The sequence below is a fragment of the Paenibacillus tianmuensis genome (genome assembly GCF_900100345.1).
GTDB classification, from domain to species: Bacteria; Bacillota; Bacilli; order Paenibacillales; family NBRC-103111; genus Paenibacillus_G; species Paenibacillus_G tianmuensis.
The window spans coordinates 17369-37372 of record NZ_FMTT01000040.1 but is presented as its reverse complement, the minus strand read 5'-3'; the positions used below and the strand labels follow the sequence as shown (position 1 = coordinate 37372).

The 20004-nt window shown below is 49.7% G+C and carries 25 protein-coding genes and 1 tRNA gene; 4 read left to right on the top strand and 22 right to left on the bottom strand.

The genetic code is table 11. The features are described 5' to 3' along the window. Positions 1-24: 24 nt before the first annotated feature. The 10 genes from dnaB to rpsF form a co-directional block, all read right to left on the bottom strand. Positions 25-1383: a replicative DNA helicase gene (dnaB, locus tag BLO51_RS21545; protein ID WP_090675123.1), complete on the bottom strand. Its 1359-nt coding sequence runs from the start codon at positions 1381-1383 to the stop codon at positions 25-27. Positions 1384-1501: 118 nt separating this feature from the next. Next, entirely contained in the window at positions 1502-1945 is a 444-nt protein-coding gene (gene rplI, locus BLO51_RS21540) for a 50S ribosomal protein L9 (RefSeq protein WP_090675121.1), read from the bottom strand. Further along, positions 1942-3903: a DHH family phosphoesterase gene (locus BLO51_RS21535; protein ID WP_090675119.1), complete on the bottom strand. Its 1962-nt coding sequence runs from the start codon at positions 3901-3903 to the stop codon at positions 1942-1944. Before BLO51_RS21535 ends, rplI begins: the two co-directional genes overlap by 4 nt. A gap of 28 nt (positions 3904-3931) precedes the next feature. After that, positions 3932-4855, bottom strand: coding sequence for a DUF2232 domain-containing protein (locus tag BLO51_RS21530; protein ID WP_090675118.1), 924 nt, complete (start codon positions 4853-4855; stop codon positions 3932-3934). A gap of 5 nt (positions 4856-4860) precedes the next feature. After that, positions 4861-5172 carry a MazG-like family protein gene (locus tag BLO51_RS21525; RefSeq protein ID WP_167670278.1) on the bottom strand — a complete coding sequence of 104 codons (312 nt, stop codon included), beginning with the start codon at positions 5170-5172 and terminating at the stop codon, positions 4861-4863. 48 nt (positions 5173-5220) lie between these two features. After that, complete coding sequence (locus BLO51_RS21520; protein ID WP_090675116.1) at positions 5221-5637, bottom strand: CBS domain-containing protein; 417 nt, start codon at positions 5635-5637, stop codon at positions 5221-5223. Between the two features lie 148 nt (positions 5638-5785). Further along, a complete protein-coding gene (locus tag BLO51_RS21515; RefSeq protein WP_090675114.1) occupies positions 5786-7498 on the bottom strand; it encodes a DUF4091 domain-containing protein in 1713 nt (570 codons plus the stop codon). A gap of 113 nt (positions 7499-7611) precedes the next feature. Beyond that, positions 7612-7893, bottom strand: coding sequence for a 30S ribosomal protein S18 (rpsR, locus tag BLO51_RS21510; RefSeq protein ID WP_036691817.1), 282 nt, complete (start codon positions 7891-7893; stop codon positions 7612-7614). A 46-nt stretch (positions 7894-7939) separates the two neighbouring features. Beyond that, positions 7940-8437: a single-stranded DNA-binding protein gene (gene ssb, locus BLO51_RS21505; protein ID WP_090675112.1), complete on the bottom strand. Its 498-nt coding sequence runs from the start codon at positions 8435-8437 to the stop codon at positions 7940-7942. 82 nt (positions 8438-8519) lie between these two features. Next, positions 8520-8804 carry a 30S ribosomal protein S6 gene (gene rpsF, locus BLO51_RS21500; protein WP_036691811.1) on the bottom strand — a complete coding sequence of 95 codons (285 nt, stop codon included), beginning with the start codon at positions 8802-8804 and terminating at the stop codon, positions 8520-8522. Between the two features lie 241 nt (positions 8805-9045). Between rpsF and BLO51_RS21495 the strand changes: the two genes are divergently transcribed. Both BLO51_RS21495 and BLO51_RS21490 read left to right on the top strand, forming a co-directional pair. Then, on the top strand, positions 9046-9231 hold the full coding sequence (locus BLO51_RS21495) for a YjzC family protein (protein ID WP_090675111.1): 186 nt from the start codon (positions 9046-9048) through the stop codon (positions 9229-9231). 75 nt (positions 9232-9306) lie between these two features. Beyond that, a complete protein-coding gene (locus BLO51_RS21490) occupies positions 9307-9561 on the top strand; it encodes a hypothetical protein (protein WP_090675109.1) in 255 nt (84 codons plus the stop codon). Between the two features lie 377 nt (positions 9562-9938). On the opposite strand, the gene BLO51_RS21485 is transcribed toward BLO51_RS21490, so the two are convergent. Next, entirely contained in the window at positions 9939-10253 is a 315-nt protein-coding gene (locus tag BLO51_RS21485; protein ID WP_090675107.1) for a hypothetical protein, read from the bottom strand. 170 nt (positions 10254-10423) lie between these two features. On the opposite strand from BLO51_RS21485, the gene BLO51_RS21480 reads away from it, so the two are divergent. Continuing rightward, positions 10424-10690 (top strand): helix-turn-helix domain-containing protein, encoded by a 267-nt coding sequence (locus BLO51_RS21480; protein ID WP_090675106.1) that lies wholly within the window; start codon positions 10424-10426, stop codon positions 10688-10690. A 527-nt stretch (positions 10691-11217) separates the two neighbouring features. Here BLO51_RS21480 and BLO51_RS21475 read toward each other — a convergent pair. The 5 genes from BLO51_RS21475 to BLO51_RS21455 form a co-directional block, all read right to left on the bottom strand. Then, complete coding sequence (locus BLO51_RS21475) at positions 11218-11955, bottom strand: DUF4253 domain-containing protein (protein ID WP_090675104.1); 738 nt, start codon at positions 11953-11955, stop codon at positions 11218-11220. 253 nt (positions 11956-12208) lie between these two features. Beyond that, a tRNA-Ser gene (locus BLO51_RS21470) sits at positions 12209-12299 on the bottom strand. 86 nt (positions 12300-12385) lie between these two features. Then, positions 12386-12607 (bottom strand): DUF951 domain-containing protein, encoded by a 222-nt coding sequence (locus tag BLO51_RS21465; RefSeq protein ID WP_090675102.1) that lies wholly within the window; start codon positions 12605-12607, stop codon positions 12386-12388. Further along, on the bottom strand, positions 12607-13506 hold the full coding sequence (locus BLO51_RS21460) for a mechanosensitive ion channel family protein (protein ID WP_090675101.1): 900 nt from the start codon (positions 13504-13506) through the stop codon (positions 12607-12609). Before BLO51_RS21460 ends, BLO51_RS21465 begins: the two co-directional genes overlap by 1 nt. 14 nt (positions 13507-13520) lie before the next feature. Further along, positions 13521-13763, bottom strand: a complete 243-nt coding sequence (locus tag BLO51_RS21455) for a putative Se/S carrier protein (protein ID WP_090675099.1) — start codon at positions 13761-13763, stop codon at positions 13521-13523. Positions 13764-13890: 127 nt separating this feature from the next. On the opposite strand from BLO51_RS21455, the gene yyaC reads away from it, so the two are divergent. After that, complete coding sequence (yyaC, locus tag BLO51_RS21450) at positions 13891-14505, top strand: spore protease YyaC (protein ID WP_090675098.1); 615 nt, start codon at positions 13891-13893, stop codon at positions 14503-14505. On the opposite strand, the gene BLO51_RS21445 is transcribed toward yyaC, so the two are convergent. From BLO51_RS21445 to rsmG, 6 genes are all read right to left on the bottom strand, one after another. Next, positions 14480-14974 carry a DUF4446 family protein gene (locus tag BLO51_RS21445; RefSeq protein WP_090675096.1) on the bottom strand — a complete coding sequence of 165 codons (495 nt, stop codon included), beginning with the start codon at positions 14972-14974 and terminating at the stop codon, positions 14480-14482. The two genes, yyaC and BLO51_RS21445, sit on opposite strands and share 26 nt — an antisense overlap. A gap of 20 nt (positions 14975-14994) precedes the next feature. Beyond that, complete coding sequence (locus BLO51_RS21440; RefSeq protein WP_090675095.1) at positions 14995-16149, bottom strand: aminotransferase class V-fold PLP-dependent enzyme; 1155 nt, start codon at positions 16147-16149, stop codon at positions 14995-14997. 104 nt (positions 16150-16253) lie between these two features. Beyond that, positions 16254-17114 carry a ParB/RepB/Spo0J family partition protein gene (locus BLO51_RS21435; RefSeq protein ID WP_090675093.1) on the bottom strand — a complete coding sequence of 287 codons (861 nt, stop codon included), beginning with the start codon at positions 17112-17114 and terminating at the stop codon, positions 16254-16256. After that, positions 17111-17869, bottom strand: coding sequence for a ParA family protein (locus tag BLO51_RS21430; protein ID WP_090675092.1), 759 nt, complete (start codon positions 17867-17869; stop codon positions 17111-17113). The genes BLO51_RS21435 and BLO51_RS21430 overlap by 4 nt, the downstream gene beginning before the upstream one ends. Positions 17870-18302: 433 nt before the next feature. Continuing rightward, positions 18303-19121, bottom strand: coding sequence for a nucleoid occlusion protein (gene noc, locus BLO51_RS21425; protein ID WP_090675090.1), 819 nt, complete (start codon positions 19119-19121; stop codon positions 18303-18305). 160 nt (positions 19122-19281) lie between these two features. Continuing rightward, positions 19282-20004, bottom strand: coding sequence for a 16S rRNA (guanine(527)-N(7))-methyltransferase RsmG (rsmG, locus tag BLO51_RS21420; RefSeq protein ID WP_090675089.1), 723 nt, complete (start codon positions 20002-20004; stop codon positions 19282-19284).

The following is a 20004-nucleotide window of genomic DNA, read 5'->3' as shown; positions in this document are numbered from 1 at the left end:
CAACAAATTGCACTCGGGAAGCTGTTAACGCGCCATCGCCATCTCCTGATGCGACCTGTCGAGATTGACGAATTTGTTGTAGTTTTTAAGAAACGCCAGCTCCACCGTCCCGACCGGGCCGTTCCGCTGCTTGGCGATAATGATTTCGATGATGTTCTTCTTCTCGGATTCCTTGTCGTAGTAATCGTCCCGGTACAGGAACGCCACGATATCGGCGTCCTGCTCGATCGAACCGGATTCCCGAAGGTCGGACATCATCGGTCGCTTGTCCTGCCGCTGCTCCACGCCCCGGCTGAGCTGTGACAGCGCAATGACCGGCACGTCCAGCTCACGCGCGATTTGCTTCAGCGTACGCGAAATTTCCGATACTTCCTGCTGCCGGTTATCGCCCTTGCCGCGGCCGTGAATCAGCTGCAGGTAATCGATCAGAATCATACCGAGGCCCTTCTCCTTCTTCAACCTGCGGCACTTCGCCCGAATGTCCGCCACCGTGACGGACGGCGAATCGTCGATATAAATATTCGCCTCCGACAGCGATCCGATCGCCATCGTCAGCTTCTCCCAGTCGTCCGGCTCCAGAAAGCCCGTTCGCATCCGCCCGGCGTCCACATTCGCCTCCGCGCAGATCATCCGCTGCACGAGCTGGGCCGCGCCCATCTCGAGACTGAAGATGGCCACGGTTTCCTTCTCCCGTACCCCGACGTTCTGCGCGATGTTCAGGGCGAAGGCCGTTTTCCCTACCGAAGGACGCGCCGCTACGATAATGAGGTCCGAACGTTGAAACCCGGACGTCATCTTGTCCAGATCGGCAAAGCCGGAACGGACTCCCGTCATGCTCCCCTTCTGGTTGAAAAGAAACTCGACCTTGTCGAAAACCTCCATCAGCACGTCTTTGATGGCAATAAAGCCGGAGCCCGAGCGTGCCTGCGAAATCTCCATAATCCGCTGCTCGGCGTCGCTGAGCAGCGTTCCCACTTCGTCCTCGCCGGAGTACCCGTTCGTGACGATCTGGGTCGCGGCGCGGATCAGGCGGCGGAGCATCGACTTCTCTTCCACGATCTGCGCGTAGTAATCGACGTTGGCTGCCGTCGGTACCGCATTGGCGAGCTCCGACAAATAGCTGATGCCGCCGACTTCCTCCAGCTGCTTCTTATCCTGCAGCCGAGCCGTCAGCGTGACCAAATCGACCGGCTCGTTCGCCTCCGTAATTTCGATCATCGCTTCGAAGATGCGCTGGTGCGAGCCGCGGTAGAAGTCGTCGCTCGTGACCCGCTCCATTGCCGTGACCAGCGCGTCGCCGTCAAGCAAAATAGCGCCGAGCACCGCCTGCTCGGCTTCCAAATTTTGCGGAGGGATGCGATCCATAAACAAACTCTCGTTCATCCGTTATCCTCCCCACCGGATACTGCCTTATAACGACGCAGGAGCCGGCTGCCTTTCACCGCCCGCTCCTGCATGTGTCATTTCCTCAAAAAACCATATCATCATCGGACCAGCCGATTTATTCTTCCACCACGTGAACCTTCAGCTTGCCGGTCACTTCCGGATGCAGCTTGACGACCACCTCGGTCACACCGAGCGTGCGGATCGGCTCATCCATGACGATTTTGCGCTTATCCAGCTTGATCCCCTGCTTCTCCAGCGCTTCCGCTACCTGCTTGTTCGATACGGCGCCGAACAACCGGCCATCCGCTCCGGATTTTGCTTTCAGCTGAATCGGCAGCTCGCCGAGCTTCTTGCCGAGCTCCTGCGCGTCCGCTTTCTCCTGCGCCTTTTTACGATCCTCGGCCTTCTTCTGCTGCTCCAGCGTCTTCATCGCCGAATCGCTGGCCGGCGCGGCCAACTGCTGTTTAAATAAGAAATTCGTCGCGTAGCCTTCGGAAACCTCTTTCACTTCGCCTTTCTTTCCTTGGCCTTTGACGTCCTTCAACAAAATGACTTTCATTCGAACAACCCCTCCTCCGCATGAATCTCGCTAAGTATTTGCTTTAACCGCTGCGTGGCCTCCGCAAGCGTGCCTTCCAATTGCGTAGCCGCATTGGTCAAATGGCCGCCGCCGCCCATCCGCTCCATTACGACCTGGACGTTCATCTCGCCGAGCGACCGCGCGCTGATGCCGATCAGGCCGTCCGGCCGTTCGCTGATGACGAACGACGCCATAATTCCTGTCATAGTTAACAATGTATCAGCAACTTGGGCAATGAGCAACTGTGAATATTTACGTCCCGGCTCGTTCACCGCAAGCGCAATATGGTCGAAGATCACGACGGCGTTCTTGATCACGTCCGCCTTCTGAATGTAATGCTCCAGGTCTTCCTTCAGCAATCGCTGGATTAACGAAGAATCGGCTCCGCTCCGCCGCAGGAACGATGCGGCTTCGAACGTCCGCGCGCCTGTGCGCAGGCTGAAGCTTCTCGTATCGACCATGATGCCGGACAACAGCGCCGTCGCCTCCAGCACGCCCATCGTCAGCCGCTCGTGGAAATATTGCAGCAGCTCCGTCACCAGCTCGCAGGTGGACGAAGCGTACGGCTCCATATAGACGAGCGTGGCATCGTGGATGAAGTCCTCGCTGCGGCGGTGATGGTCGACCACCACTTTGCGCGATGTGAGCTGCAGCAGCCGCGGCTCCGGCGTCATCAAGGCCCGGTGCGTATCGACAATGACGGCAAGCGTGCGCGAATTCGTAATCTGCATCGCCTGATCCGGCGTAATGAACCAGCGGTTCAGCTTCTCGTCCTCGTATACCGTCTCCATCAGCCTCTGGATCGACGGGTTGACCCCTTCCAGCACGATATAGCCTTCCTTGTTGCTGATATGCGCCATCTTGAGCACCCCGATGGCCGCGCCGATCGCATCCATGTCAGGCACCCGGTGCCCCATGATGACGACCTTATCGCAATCCTTGATCAAGTCCCGCAGCGCATGAGAAATGACCCGGGCCCGCACCCGCGTCCGCTTCTCAATCGCATTCGTCCGGCCGCCGTAGAACGACAGCCGTTCCCCGACCTTCACGGCCGCCTGATCGCCGCCGCGCCCGAGCGCCATATCCAAGCTCGTCTGCGCCCAAAGGCCAAGCTCGGTGAGCGACGACGTGCCGGAGGCGATGCCGATACTGAGCGTCATCGGCAGCTTGTTCTCGATCGTGATGTCCCGCACCTCGTCGAGAATCTCAAAGCGCGACTGTTCGAGCGCCTTCAGCCCTTTTTGGTCCATCATGACAAAATAACGGTCCGACGACGTCCGGCGCAGGTACATTTGATGCTTCTGCGCCCATTCGGTGATCTCGCCCGTCACTTTCGCCATCATGATGCTGCGCGTCTGATCGTCCAGCCCTTGCGTCGCCTCGTCAAGATTGTCCATCATGACGATACCGACCGCCAGCTTCTCTTCCTCATAGCGGAGCTGCAGCGATTTCAGCGCCGTGATATCCGTAAAATAAAGCAGCCGCTCATCCGGGCGGACCTGCACTTCATAAATCTGCTTGTCGATCGTCATCTCAAGCTTCAGCTCTTTGTCCTTGCGGGCTTTGAGCGCGGGAAACATCTCGTTGACCGACTCCCCGATCAGCGAATCTTTCCCCAGCATTTTCGCGACGAACGGGTTATGCCATTCGATGATCTTATCCTCGTTGTACAAGAGAATCCCCAGCGGCAGCTCGTGGATGACCTCGCTCCCCGCCCGCTTGACCCGATGGGACAGCGTGCTGACGTATTCGTTCAATTCCTTACGGAACGCCTGTTCCGCCTGCAAGGTGTAGTACCCCAGAATGCCGCACAGAACCAGCGCGATCACGCTGATGATCCACGAGTACAAGAAAAGAATGAGGATCAGCACCGTAAGCAGCGCAAACATCCATACGATATGCATTCCGTGCCAACGCTTCAACAGGAACTTCGGCATTTCATTCGCTCCTAATCCGTAAGATAAGTCATTTGCTGGCCATGCGGTCGCGGATCGGAAAGAGTGCGTCGAAGACGCCCAGCAAGCTGAACATAAAGTAAGCCGGCGGTACTAGCAGAAGAAAAATGCCCATAATCGGCAGCGTTTTGTTCCATCGTTTCACATGCGCAACGAAAAATAAAAAAGCTATCGCCTGAATCGCAAATGCCGCCATCAGCAGCGGAAGCAGGTTGAGAAGCACGGTGAAGATCATCGACTTCGAATCCTTCACGAACATCTCCAGGATGAGCGCAAGCAGATACAGCCAGACGAACGATTTAGGCAGCATCCAATCTTTAACCGGTTTAAACGCCGGGATCGACTCGCCGGAGCGTACCAGCACCTTGCGCGCCAGCCAGTGCGATATGACGACGTAGAACAGCGAAAAGCCGATCATATACAGCGGCAGCATCTGTACCGCCAGCTGCACCAAAATGTCCATATCGATGCGCATCATACCCTGCATCTGAACCGGCAGCGTCTGCATGCTCTCCATCATAAGCCGTTTCATGCTGCCGATCGGATTCAGGCCAAACATGGAGCAGACGATCAGCGTGAGCAGCAGCTCGCCAAGCAAGGTAAGCGTTCCTGCCGTAAGCACCGTTCGCGCCGCGGCCCGCTTTTTGTACAGATTGCCCATCTGAATGACCGGCGGCAGGAAAAAGATCGACACCGAGACGAGCAGCGCCCCGAGCCATCCGGCCAGCAGCGAGGCGACGAAATACACGACAGCCAAACTAACGATGTAATGAACCAAAAACCGGCGGGTTCCGAGCTTCACATACATGATCAGCACCGGCACCATCAGCAGAGCGGCCGTAATCAAGCTCAGCGGCGGCAAAAAGATCGATAAAAGCAAAAAGATATACGCAATGCTCCACCCGAGCATACGCGGTTTTTGGGTTCCTTCCAAGCAATTCACCTCTTACGCAAATGATCTTCCACAGCGGATATGTCGCCATACCACTCTTCCAGTTGATGCCCTTCTTCGCGGTGCTTTTTCATTTTTTCCAATACCGCCTCGTCCAAACTGCGCGAAGAGATACCAAGGCGACGTCCCAGAATATAGCAGCAGGCGATAAGACCGGACAACCCGTCAACGATTTTGGCATGGCTGCCTTCCCACATGCCCTTCAGCAGATGAGCGAGCTGATCGACCAGTTCGGTTTTGAGCCATTCGATAATTTTGGCCCGTTTCGCCAAATCGACCTCACGATCCAGATTGGACATGGCCACTTCTCCCCTTACCCAGACGCTTTCGTTAATTATAACACATTTTTACACCTTTTGTTCCGACTGCCACAGCTTGAAGCAGTAATCGATAATTTCGCGGCGGCGGATAATGCCGATGAACACCTCGTTGTCGTCGAGCACCGGCACGAAGTTCTGGTTGGTGGCCAGCGTGATCAGATCCTGCATTTGCTGGTTAATTCGCACCGGCTTAATCGCCATATGCTGCGGCACGTCCTCGAGGTGCACCTTATGCGCATTCTCGAAGCCAATCTCCGGCGAGTGCTTCAGCTTCCAGAGCAAGTCCCCTTCCGTAATCGTTCCAACATACTTGCCATGGTCGTCCACGAGCGGAACGGCCGAATACCGGTGATACTCCATACGCTCCAGCGCTTGACGCATCGTATGATGAGGGGAAAAATAAATGACATCGTCCTTCGGGACAAGGAAAAATGCAATATTCAACGGATCTCCCTACTTTCCTCTTGCTAGACCTCCGACGTCGGGTGGCCCTCCCTTCCATCATATCATGATACAAGCCCCGAAGAAAAATCATGCCGGACGCGCCGGGATAAGCAAAAACCACAAGCCTTGAGCCTGTGGTTGGAGACGTTTACATATAAAGCAGATCGTAATCCTCCGGATGAAAACTGTATAATTGCTCTGCCGTTTTTCCCGAACCGGGACCTAATTCCGCCGGATGATCGAACTTGAACACACGCTGCAGCGCCTGTTCCACGCGCTCCCCAAGCCCGCTTCGCTTGAGCAGCTGCATGTACTCGAAATCCCGAATCCCCCGCTGCAGCCATTTGTAGCGAAGCGACAGCAGCGGCCGCCCCCCTTTGCCGGGATAGACAAAGTTCGTGTCCCCCGCCTTCCACAGCAAAGGCCGGTAAGACAGCTTATCGAGCGGATTGTCCGGCCAAACCGTGTAATTCCACCGCAAAAAGCCGTCCATCCGCAACCTTTCCGCAAGCCATGGGATGACCCTCGATTCGATCGCCGGCGAGCTGATAAACGTATTCGGCTTGTCCGGCACGCAGCAGACGTAATACATCATCCGTCCTTTGGCCTCCGACCGCACCTGCATCAGCTGCTCGAACTCGCCCGCCGCACAGTCCAGAATCGGCACATAATCGACGATGCCTTGGACCCCCTTGCGAATAAATTCGCTTTGATGAATCGCCGCCTTGTATTGGAAAGCAGGCGCCATCTCCCGAAGACATGCCATCCGTTTGCCGAACAAATCGAAATCCTCCGGCTCATCAGCCACGACCCGAACCCGATCCATCCATCCTTTCTCGATAAAATGCCGCTCCAGCGCCTGCACGTACGCCGCAAGATCGTTTTGATCGCGGATGAACTTGTAACTACCCGCAGCTTCGTCGTAATAACGAACACGAATGGCATCAGGATAGTCTTGCACGATGCTTCCGAAGCCTTCCTCTTCGTGCTCCCAGACGTTAACCAGGCCGAAAATCTCCAGTTCCTCGCGAATACCATGCTTCTCCCCAAGCTCGACGTACCGGTCCAACCGGGAAAAATCGTACGCAAACTCGCCGGAGCGGCGCTTCACGATGGGTACGATGCTGTATTCGTTCAAATCCGACGGCTCCGCGTCGATGAATGAACGCTGACCGCACCACGGCTCCTCGGACACGATCAGGGTCAGCGCTTTTTGCCCGAGCTGGCCTAAGCTGTACAGGTACGAATCCAGGATCGCAAAATGCTCGTCCGACCAGTAAGCCACATTGTACTTCCGGGCAATATTGCAGTTATGCTGCCACAGATCCAAGTAAAACGAGTACTCCTGCGGGTCCGGCAGCACATGGCCGCCAATCGTCAAGCTGAACGTCAGCTCCCGCTCCAGCACCTCGTCTTCGAACATCGAATGCGCGTAAAATTTGACCTTTCCGCCGTACGTTCCGGCCGCAGCCGATTCCCCCGCATGCAGCTCGATCCAAAGCGGTTGAATTTTCCGCTTCTGCACGTAAGCATACCGGTCCTCCAGCAGCACATCGGACTTGAGCGTCCGGTCGTCGTCTTCGATCAAGCCGATTAGCTTGACCTCTACCTGACATGGCGCATCAGTCTCTACTTCGCAGCGAACGATCTTAATCGGGCCGCTTTTGCCCAGGATCGCATCTCCGCCGACGGTCAGCAGGAACTCGTCCCGGTCCGAGCTGACCAGCGCCTGAAAGGCAGCGCTGTCACGCTTCTGACAGCGAAGATCGAGATGAGAAGCCGCCGCATCCTTCGCCCCTTGATTCCACCAGTTTGCCGACCATATGTATTTGTAGAACATGTTTTGCAGGCCATAATGCATCAAGGTTCATCGTCCTCCGGTTCAGATTAGGCATGCAGGATTAGAAAAGCTTCTTGGGGAAGATATAGAAAAAAGACAGTCGGTAGGATACCAGCTGTCTTTTTCCAATCCATCTATTCCGTTGTATAAGGCAGCAATGCTACTTGACGCGAGCGTTTGATCGCAACGGTCAGCATACGCTGATATTTAGCGGAAGTACCTGTCACACGACGAGGAAGAATCTTGCCGCGCTCGCTGATGAACTTCTTGAGCGTCTCGATGTCTTTGTAGTCGATGTGCGTAATTTTGTTAACCGTGAAGTAGCACACTTTCCGGCGCTTGCCGCCTTTTTTGCCACGACCGCCGAACTTTCTTTCACCGCGCTCTTCCGGATTACGTCTCTCTCTTTGTTCCACTTGTTTTCAGTCCTTTCTACTGTAGATTGTTCCTTCCGCTCTATCGCTAGAACGGCAAATCATCATCGGAAATGTCGATCGGTCTGCCGTCATCCTGGAAAGGATCCTGTTGTTCGCGTCCTCCGCCGTAGCTTCCGCGGTTCCCGCCGCCACTATTGCCGCCGCCACTATTGCCGCCGCCACCACCGCTTATGCCCATACTGCTATCGTCGCGGTTTGCGCTGTTCGCGGATTCCAAGAAACGCACATTGTCCGCAATGATCTCCGTCACATAGACGCGACGGCCTTCATTGTTATCATAGTTGCGTACTTGAATACGGCCTTCGACTGCAGCCAAACGCCCTTTGCGAAGGTAGTTTGCGCAAGTCTCCGCAAGCTGGCGCCAAGTTACGATCGGGATGAAATCCGCTTCCCGCTGCCCTTGGTTGCTTGTGAAGGGACGGTCTACCGCAAGCGTAAACTGGGTTACAGCCACACCTGCCGGCGTATAACGTAATTCGGGATCACGTGTCAGCCTTCCGATCAGAATTACACGATTCAACATCTGCATTCCCTCCCGGATCGTTGCAACGGCCGCATCGTCAGACGATGCTCGTTGTCAACAAACTCAATTACGGCACGAAGCCTTAAGCTACGTCTCTTACGATCAGGTAACGAATGATTTCGTCGGAAATCTTCATTACGCGGTCAAGCTCGCTAATGACTTCATTGGTTGCGTTGAAATGAACCAACACATAATGACCGTCACGCAGCTTGTTGATCTCATACGCAAGACGGCGCTTACCCATCAGGTCGTGCTTCGTAATTTCGCCACCGTTGTTGATGATGTTTTGGAACTTCTCCACCGTAGCCTGAACAGCTTCCTGTTCCAGGTCAGGACGGATGATGTACATCACTTCGTATTTGCGCATGTTGCCACCTCCTTTTGGACTAACGGCCCCTGAGTCGGCTTGTACCGTCAGGAGCAAGGAGCGAGAATCGATAATATCCAAACTCGCACCATAATACTATAGCAAAATCGAGCACGTAACGCAAGCAAAATCCGTTCGTTGTGCCTCTTTTTACGCGGTGTTCTGGCAATTATTAGCCCGCATGCTTCCGAAGCTTTATGGAAAATCTAACATCAGATTTAAGTACAGGAGGTGGCTTGTTGTGGGGGAATGGAGTCAGTTCCGTCCGGGAGACAACGCGCCGAACGACGGCGAATATATGGAAGTCGGCGAGAATGCCTTTCATATGGGCATCAATAATCCGAAGATCATCAATCTAAAAAAGGGAGATCCCTTCCCGGAAACAACGAACCATAACCGCAAGTGGAAAAAGCTGTTTCGAGGCTAAACCAGCTCGCTCCCTTCCATGCCACCCGGCAGGGAGCCTGCTTCCTCTGCAATTTGGACAAAGGAGGCGCTACCGATGCGCTATAAATATACGATAATATTGACCATTGTGGGCATTGTGCTGTGTTTTATCCATTATATCGGACACGAATACGATCCGGTGTATCTGCTCTTTTATTCGCTCAGCGTGCCCGCCTGGTTTTATCCGATCTTTACCTATACCAATATCAATCCGTGGCCGCTTTATCTGCTCACCATTCTTTCGTGGACGATTATCGGTTACGCCGTTGACCGCTTCTCCGTCTACCGACGGACGAAGGACGGGGAATGATTGCAATCGGAATTTTCCGAACGAGCCACCTTTTTATATGGTTAATTCAATAAATCTTTAATATAATTACCTAAATTGACATATATTCTATTCGCTCCTGCTCCGCTGATGTAATGATTTAAATAAAAGGAGTGATGGGGATTTGACCTGGCTGCTGCAGCATCGAAACGGGGAGGGTTACCTTGCAAAATTTCGCAGACAAAAAAGTATCTGATAATGGAATTATGGTCGTTCCATCTAGTTTGTCCAGAGAACAAATACGTTCGGAAATGAAACTCATTATTGAAAAAAGACCAACGCCAGTCACATGTAAAATAACGCAAAGAGGAACCTTGCTTACTTGGTTCCTCTTTTTTTTAATATGCGCCAGATCCTCGTTAGTTTTCGCTTATTAATTTGAGATCATCCATATGGTGAATGACATGAAAATTTAAAAGCTGGTATGCGCTCATACCGATCAGCTTTTCATGCAAATCATAAATGGTTACCTCCCCTCGGGTCGTATCCCCTAATTGCATGGACACCTGACTTTCAACATAAACCCGTTCGTTTTGTGTCCGGACGGCTATCGTATAGTGAATGGTACCTTCATGAATATAAAACGCGTGTGATCCATCGGGAGTTAGATAAGCATCAACCAATTCAAATTCATTTTCCCCTTGCTCAATCACCATTTTAATCCGTTTGAGCATAATCCTTATCCCTCCTTGTTTATTTGCAAATAATACTTCTATAGTATTACTACTAAGGTATATATTATTACTTCTAAAGTAACACGTCAATAGTTCCATTCAAAAAGTTTTACTCGTCTCGTATAGTTACGTTATAATACAAGAAGGATGCAGACTAAGGAGCGTAACCAATGTCAGAGAAAGTACGATTTAACCTTGGTAAAACTATTGATGAGTTAGGAATTACGAGGAATAAATTGGCTGTCGAATCAAAAACGCGGCCGGCAACAGTGTTAGATTTAGTCAGTGGCGAAACAAAACGGATTGAAATTCATACATTGGTTAACTTGCTTGATACCTTAAATGAGATTGCGCGTAAGCAAGGCATTACTCGTAAAATAACCATATCCGATATAATCGAGTACATACCAAATGGTGAAAACGCAGAAACTCCATAATAGCGACGAGCTCAGATTTAGTCTGTTTGATTGGCGTTTTTTCGTAAACCTTTCTGACGCCCTCTTCCAAACTGCGGCATTAATAACGGAGGAGAGCCGCCAGTGGACGAAATTTAAGAAATCCTCACGCAACTCCAACGCCTTAACGATAAACTTGACGCTCTTACCGCGCAGCTACAGCAATGTAGCACGACGTTTGAAGCATCGTTTAAGCAGGCGATCGATACCACTGCTAAATAGCGTCTAATCAGCGCCTTTTGACGCCGTGTAGCAGGGACGGTCGTCCAAGCCGGTTAGGACGTGTAAAAGCACGTAAAAATGACGGTAAAAATAACAACGCCACCCGAACGGTCTAATTCCGCTTGAGTGGCGTTAATTTTTCGTTTATTTGCCGGTGAACATGCGCTTAATCTCGCCCCACTCCACCCCTTCAAGATTATGGGTTCAAGGGGGACAGAGGCTCCATGTCAAGGGCGGCGGTGTTAGCTAGGCATTCGTCGCGAAGGGAGCTTGGTCTGTCTCTTAAATCAATCCCACCAAAAGTACCAAGTTGTCGAATCTTTCAACGAACTTGCCAAAGCACGAATGTTATCAGAACCTTGCATGACAATATCATAGCAAAACGCAAAATGCTCTTTGGCGAGCGACTCGGAGGCTTCCAATGTTAATGGTGGATTAGTAAGCTGCATTTCCCAGTTGTCATATGTCACAACAGCAGGAACGGCACCATATTTTTCATACCAATACCGAAACACCGCCATTTGCTCAGCTGGCGCTGGACAATCATTAAAGCCGCCCATAGGTATCCATGCTGCCAGTTCCCAAGGGTTTTTTGTGGGAATTTTGGCAATGATGATTTCTTCATGTGGCTTATCGTCATTCATAAAAGACCAAAAGCAGTTATTAGGTTCTTCTGGCTTAAACTGTCCAAGAACATCCATATCTTTGTGCATTTCCATGTATTCAGAAATGCGCTCAGACAGAAAATCTTCCGCATTTATTTTTTCTGATTCAAGGGTAACCATTTGACGGAAAGCGGCAATGCCCTCTGCTGTGTTTTCCACGTCATAATCATCAAAAACAGGTTCAAGTGCTTCCACCAATATGTCGGAAACAACAATAATCAGCGGATAAAACCCGTCTGTTTTTCCTTGCGCTGTTAGCTTATTAAATCGCTCAACAATTTTTTCTCCGTTTTTCTCATTTTCAAACAGCTCATAGTCGCAGTTTAAAAAATCCAAGATTGCTTTGCAATCATCTGTCATGATCCTTTACCCCCTTCTTTATGGGGCGTGCATCGCTTTCGCAATAGATAGCTGCAGGCCGCTTCCCATATTCATCCTTATTGTACAACGAAAAGGATATTCGGGCTAGGTATTATCGGGAAGTTTGCGGCCTTCCGGTCGACTGCAAAGCCGTCCTATCGAAGCCTATGCTCCGACGAACCCTCTGGGTTCTCACCCATTTTCCACACAAACAAAAAAAACGACCCTGCGGTCGTCTTCGTCATTTATGTTATGGCGGAAAGAGTGGGATTCGAACCCACGCACGGCTTGCGCCGCCTAGCTGATTTCGAGTCAGCCCCCTTGGGCCTCTTGGGTACCTTTCCGCATTAAAGGGACAAGAAATATAATAGCATATATCCCTTCATCTATGCAAGTGCTTTTTAATATTTACCAGCCGTAAGGCTTCTCCCTAATCCGTTGCCGCGGAATCTTCCGCTGGCGCGGCGGAACGGAGCACTTTTTTCAGCTTGCTCTCGAACTTGGACCGGGGAACGAGCACGCTGTGCTTGCAACCGACACACTTGATGCGAATGTCCATCCCCATCCGGATGATCTCCATCTCGTTCGTGCCGCAGGGATGCGGCTTCTTCATTTGCACGATGTCACCCAACTGATATTGCTTCTTTTCCATCACGATTCCGCCTTTTCCGTTCTATGATAAGTGATCATCCGTGGATAAGGAATTTGAATCCCGTTGGCCTCGAAGATTTTTTTGATCTCCGCATTCAGCTTCCTTGCTACCCCGGACTGCTGGTTAGGCTTACACTCCGCCGTAATCCGCAGCGTAATTTCCGTTGCTCCCATCATATGAACCCCGAGCACTTCAGGCTCTTTTACCATGTCCACACTTGTATCATAAAATGTTTTGACGGTATCCTCAAGAATTTTCATCGCGAAATCGATATCCGTTTCATACGATACCGAGACATCAATGACGGCAAGCGAGTTATTAATGGAAAAGTTTGTAACTTGTACAATCGTCCCGTTCGGAATGATGTGCACTTCCCCTGTCCAACTCTTCAACCGGGTTACCCGCAGGCCGATTTCTTCAACCGTTCCCTTGTAATTGCCTACTTGAATAACGTCGCCTACCGCAAACTGGTCTTCAAAAATAATGAAAAATCCAATGATGACGTCCTTCACCAAGCTTTGCGCGCCGAAACCGATCGCCAATCCAACGACCCCGGCGCCAGCCAAGACCGGTCCGAGATTCACTTGAAATTGACTCAAAATCATTAAGATCATAATAAAGTTAACAACGTAAGTAATAATATTTCCCACAAGTTTGCCTATCGTTTTCGAACGCCTGGCATCGAACTTGATCGGCCCTGTATCCCGCGCCATCATCATATGATGCAACGCTTTTTCCGCAACCTTAATGATCACCCTTGCCGCGATATAGATCAGTACGATCTTAATGACGGTGAACAACAGTCCTGTCCACAATTCGGGGTTGGAAACATAGTTGATGAACTTTTCTTGAAATTGTCCCCATGTGGATAAGCCGTTTTTCTTCAGCATTTCATCCATAAAAATCTCCCGCCTTACAACTCTAAGTTAACATAATGCCCATCTTCTTTACTATAAAGTCCGTGGATATCTACCCGTTCTTCTTTGATAATACGCCTAACCTCTGGAAGATCTGCCTCCTGAAATTCCAGGGATAACGCGCACCCAGCCGTAATTTCTTTGGGGGTAGGACACATATCGTTTTCGATCTCCGCATAATCGAGGAGCATTTCCGCTCTCAAAGCTTGCTGTGTTGAATCGAAAGCCATGAGCAGCACCCTTCCCACCCCCTTTCTATTTTTTTCTGCCCCGGGTATATTTCATTCCTAGCAACCGTATACTAGTACCAACCCATTTTCTGGCGTTTCCGATTATCACTTTACCCTTTTCCACAGGAGGCTTCCTATGAAACTGCCCTTTCAGAGAGATGTTCACAAACCTAAAGCCAGCGAAATCTTAAAAATTATGCACTCCGAAACGAACAGCATCGACCTGCTTTCGGATAAGCTAAGCGCTGTTTTGCGAACGATTCCGGCCCAACAGCCCCTCGTCATCGTTTGCGTAGGCACGGACCGTTCCACAGGCGATGCGCTCGGACCTCTGGTCGGGAGTCAGCTTCAAAAGCAAGGCATTAAGGGCCTCCATCTATACGGTACATTGGAGAATCCGGTTCACGCCATGAATCTGAATGAAACCTTGACGACGATTCAACAGCATTTTAATGACCCTTTTGTCATCGCGATCGATGCCTGTTTAGGCCAACTGACCAGCGTCGGCTATATCCAAGTAGGCGATGGTCCGGTCAAACCGGGTGCTGGCGTTAACAAAGAGTTGCCTCCTGTCGGCCATATGCACGTTACCGGTATTGTGAACGTAGGCGGATTTATGGAGTACTTTGTCCTGCAAAACACCCGATTGAGCCTGGTCATGAACATGGCCGAGGTCATTGCCAAATCGTTTCAAACCGCATTCAGCGACAAACGCCAATGGTCTCCTACCTCTTTGGTACGGATCGACTAATCGCTTCCTTCTCTTCAGGGGACAAAGCATATTTGGACTGCCCCTGCTCGACCGGCTTCGCATACACATACGTTTCATCGCGGCCGTGAATGCCCGAAAGCACGACTCCTGTCTGCTGTTCGTCCAAGATCGCTACGGAAAAGCTCAAATCGCTTCCCATTTCCGAAAAAGCATTGTACCGGTGTACGCCGATATGCGATTTCATCGTAGACATGTTCCGGCGTATCGCTTGAATTTGCTGTTCGTTTCGGCTATCGTTTTCCAGCAAAATGTTCCCTTTCTCCTGCAGCTCAAGCAAAATCTGTTCGATATTCAAGCTCCCGGTCCCATTCAGCATGCTTTTGTAATTTCGGCGGAGCCTGTTTAATTTTACCCACAATACGATAACAAAAATTAAAAACAATAAAGAGATGGCCGCTGTAATAATCAACAGCACCTCCACAGGCATTTCCAGTACGGCATCCCCCACGCTAAAAGCCTCCTGCTCTCCTACTTAAAGTGTTTGGCAATTTCACGAACCGCATAGAGCAGTTGATCTGTTTCGTGTTCCGTCGTAAAGCAGCCGACACTAGCCCTTATGGCTCCGTGTTCCAATGTGCCGACCATCTCATGAGCAAGCGGCGTACAATGGAAGCCAGCGCGAACGGCAATATGAAACGATTGATCCAATATGAAAGCAACTTCGGATGCATCGGCGCCGGCGATGGTAAAGGCAACAATTCCTGTTTTATTTTGCCCGATTTGCGGCCCTAGAATGGTTACTCCATCAATTTCCATCAACCCGTGCATGATCCTTTGGGTGAGCATCCACTCTTTCGCATGAATATGCTCTACGGTTTGCTTGTGTATGTACTTCACGCCTTCCACAAGTCCGGCAACCCCTACCGTATTTTGCGTTCCGGCTTCATAGCGATCCGGGCGAACATCCGGCTGCTCCGCGGCTTCGGATTGACTGCCGGTACCCCCATGCAGCAGCGGCTCCAGATCGATCTCAGGATCGATATACAGTCCCCCTGTTCCTTGCGGCCCGAGTAAACCCTTGTGTCCCGGAAAAGCAAGCATATGAATCCCCAACTTCTGCACATCGACTTCCATCGTTCCGGCTGTTTGCGCAGCATCGACCAGCAGCTTAATATGATACTCTCTGCACAGTTGTCCCAATTCCTCAATCGGCATAATACTGCCTAGCAGATTGGAGCTGTGCGTACTTACAATCAAGCTTGTTTTCGGAGTGATTTCGCGACGAACATCGTCCAGGCTCAACCTTCCTTGCTCATCGGTTTTTACATAGGTCACTTGCACATTTTTCGTTCTTTTCAAATATTCCAGCGGTCTCCTTACGGAGTTGTGCTCAACGGCCGTACAAAGAATATGATCTCCCTCTTTGACGAACCCTTTAATGGCCAGATTCAAGGCGAAAGTTGTATTGTGAGCATATATGATATCGTTAGGATTTTTGATATTGAACAGCTTGGCCAGCTGCTTCCGTCCTTCAAATAATACGCGGCTCGCTTTGACAGCCAGTTTATGGCTGCCTCTCCCCGGATTGGCAGCATACTGCTCCATGCAATCATGCATCGCTTTCAACACTTCGGGCGGCTTCGGCCAGGAGGATGCCGCATGATCCAAGTAGATGACCGACATTTGTTCTCACCTCTACTGTCAATTCAGATCCACTACACAAATATAGCATACCTAGTTTAACCTGTAGTTATCAGGCATGACCCGGGTATGCTATACCATCATCGCTAGGAAGTTTTTCCTTGGAGTAGCTCCAACAGACGATCCAAATCATCTTTTGAATAATACAACAACTCGATCTTCCCTTTGTTATTGCTGTGTTTGATTTTCACCGTCGTCCGGTACATTTCTCTCAAGCTTTCTTCCAATTGATTAATGTACGGGTCTTTACGTTTCGGCTTTGGCTTCATCTTTTTCGAATCCACTTTTTCTTCCAGCTTTTTTACTTCCTCTTCAAGCTCGCGAACACTCCACTGCTCTTTTATCGCGGTATCGGCTAAAGCTTTAATGACCGTTTTATCCTTCAAGCCTACGATCGCTTTAGCATGTCCCATCGATAATGTTCCACGTGAAACATATTGTTTAACTTCTTCCGGAAGCTGCAGCAGGCGAAGGAAGTTTGCAATGTGTGAACGGCTCTTCCCTACCTTTAGGGACAGCTCTTCCTGCGTCAGTTTGAATTGATCGATCAATGCTTGATAAGCTATCGCGATTTCCAAGGCATTCAAATCTTCGCGCTGGACGTTCTCAATTAACGCGATTTCCATAACCTGCTGATCGTTGAATTTCTTTACAACTGCAGGTATCGTCGGTTTTCCACAAACTTGAGAGGCACGAAATCTCCGCTCACCTGCAATAATTTCGTATCCTTTAAGAACACTGCGGACGATGATCGGCTGAATGACACCATGCTCTTTAATCGAGTCGGCCAATTCCTGAATCGTCTCATCGTTGAAATTGCGTCTAGGCTGATATGGGTTCGGCCGAAGCTGAGCCAATGGAATTTCAACTACTTTATCGTCTTCATTAATGCTCAACGGGGGCAATAGTGCATCCAGTCCTTTACCTAATCCGATTTTTTTGCTCAAAGTGCGATCACTTCCTTTGCCAACTCCAAGTATACCTCTGCCCCTTTCGATCTCGGATCATACGTAATGATCGGTTGACCGTGACTGGGAGCCTCGCTTAATCGGACATTCCTTGGTATGATCGTCTGATATACCTTTTGTTGGAAATACTTTTTTACTTCCTCAATCACCTGCATGCCCAGGTTCGTTCTCGCATCGAACATGGTCAACAGTACGCCTTCAATTTGCAGCGTCGTATTGAGATGCTTTTGAACCAACCGAACCGTGTTAAGTAATTGGCTCAGGCCTTCCAGAGCATAATATTCGCATTGAATAGGAATAATTACCGAATCGGCTGCCGTTAACGAATTGACGGTCAAGATCCCCAAGGATGGCGGACAATCGATTAGAATGTAATCGAACATATGTTTGACCAACTGCAGTGACTTTTTCAAACGCAATTCCCTGGAAATGGTCGGAACAAGCTCAATTTCCGCGCCGGCCAATTGAATCGTAGCAGGGATGATTTTCAAATTTTCCAGGGCCGTGTCGACCATAGCCTCATTCGGATGGACATCGTTAATAAGAACGTCGTAAATACAGTGAACGACATCTGCTTTATTAATGCCGAATCCGCTTGTCGTATTTCCTTGGGGATCGATATCGACAAGAAGCACTTTCTTTCCCAAGGATGCCAATGATGCGCCTAAGTTGACGGATGTCGTTGTCTTGCCAACCCCACCCTTCTGGTTGGTTATGGCGATTATTTTAGCCAAAATCTGTTCACCTCAAATAATATAAACTAGAGTAACTTCGATACTTTCGAGGAGTCGAATAGAAGACATACAAGTAGCGACAGTAGCGAAAAAAAAGATCATTGGAGAGCTTCATTCCCTCCCCAATGATCGGTTGGTAAGAAAAGCTTCGAAATAGAAGCCATTTCGAGGAAAATACGTTTGTGCCTCAGCCAAAGCCTTTCTAGTAAAGATAGAATGCTCTATCAAACTCAAACATTCCCATCATCACAGAAAAACTCAAATCGAAGTCATGTCAAAGATGCCTGTACCCGTCACCCATCACAACCATACTTTGAACCCAAAATTCGGGCAACCAACTATCAGAAATTCATAGATGCTTTTGCGAGAATATGTATTCTGACAGCTAAACGAAAGCCTCATACGAGGCTTCAACAAATCTCTACTCTCTATTTTACCGCTTTGGAATCCGAATTACAATCTCATAGTGATCTTCGTGATCTTGTTCCGTCGTATTAATGGGGAGGCCGGATGAAGTCACCATATCCACCGATTGACGAATCGTGTTTAGGGCTAACCGTACATCCTTGGAGAACGATACTCGCTTGGTTTTGCTCTTAATCTTCGCCGCTTCTTTCAAAAAGGCGATTCTAGCTTCGGTTTGCTTTACATTCAACTCTTTACTTACAATATCCTCCAGAACACGCAACTGCTCTTCCTCTTGATTCAAAGCCAACAATGCCCTGGCATGCCGTTCTGTAATTTTCCGTTCCATTAATGCATTTTTCACCGGCTGGCTCAGCTGAAGAAGCCGGATCTTGTTTGCAATCGTCGATTGACTTTTCCCAAGTCGCTGCGCCAGACTTTCCTGCGTCAAACTGTGCAGATCGATCAACTGCTGGTAAGCTATCGCTTCCTCGATCGCAGTTAAGCCTTCCCGCTGCAAATTCTCGATAAGAGCAATCGATGCCGCTTGCGAATCGTTAAAATCGCGAATAATCGCCGGGATCGTTGCATTTCCCAGCTTTTTTACAGCACGCCATCTGCGCTCTCCGGCAATTAATTCGTAACGGTTATTCCGAAGTCGCACAACAATCGGCTGAATAACACCATGTGTCTTAATCGTTTGACACAGTTCATCAATCCGCTCATCGTCAAAAATCGTTCGAGGTTGGTAGGGACTTGGAACGATGTCATTGACAGGAACATTTTTCACTTCGTCAGTCGACGCTTTTTCAGCAAAACCAAACAATTTTGAGATTTGTTCCTTCATTACGATAACCACCCGATCTTTTTCACCGATAATGAATACCCACTCTATAAACAATTCTCCAAATATGCTCAAAATCCTGCAAACGTCTTTGAAGAAGTTTGTTTCAGTTCCTCATAAAAAAAGGAGCCGCCTGCTCCAAAATGTTCCACGTGGAACACCGTTAAACTAGCGGCGACTTCAAAGGAGTTCCCGCTTTTCTGGGATACTTTTTGGAAGTTGGAGCTGTCTTTTCTATGTCAATAATGTGTCTGGTCGATTCTTCCAAAGGAAGCTGAAAACGATATGTATGGTTCCATTTACCTTTTAACTCTTTCAGGCTAAGCGCAGCTTCCTCTAACTCTGCTTGAACGTCCTGCCCTTTCATGGAAGTAAACCTCCCACCAGGTTTCACAAAGGGAAGACAAAATTCGTTAAGAACAGCTAACCGGGCAACAGCCCTCGCGGTGGCGAGATCATAACGATCCCGATGTTCAGGCATACGCGCAACGTCTTCTGCACGTCCATGAATGAATTGCACGTCCGTCAATCCAAGCGTATTTCCCAGATGCGTTAAAAACTGTATCCGCTTGTTGAGCGAATCGACGATCGTGACGTGCACATGGGGATAAACAATCTTCAAAGGAATGCTCGGAAATCCGGCTCCTGATCCGATATCCGCAATGGAACGAATGTGTTCCATCGGAATAAAAAAAGAAACAGAGAGAGAATCATAAAAATGCTTCACGTACACTTGTTCTCTCTCTGTAATCCCCGTCAAATTCATACGCTCGTTCCATTCGACGAGCTCTTGGTAATAGAGCTCGAACTGATGAAGCTGCGCTTCCGTCAGTTCGATGCCCTTCTCTTTCAACAGTTCAGTAAATTGTTGTTGTACGGCGTCCAT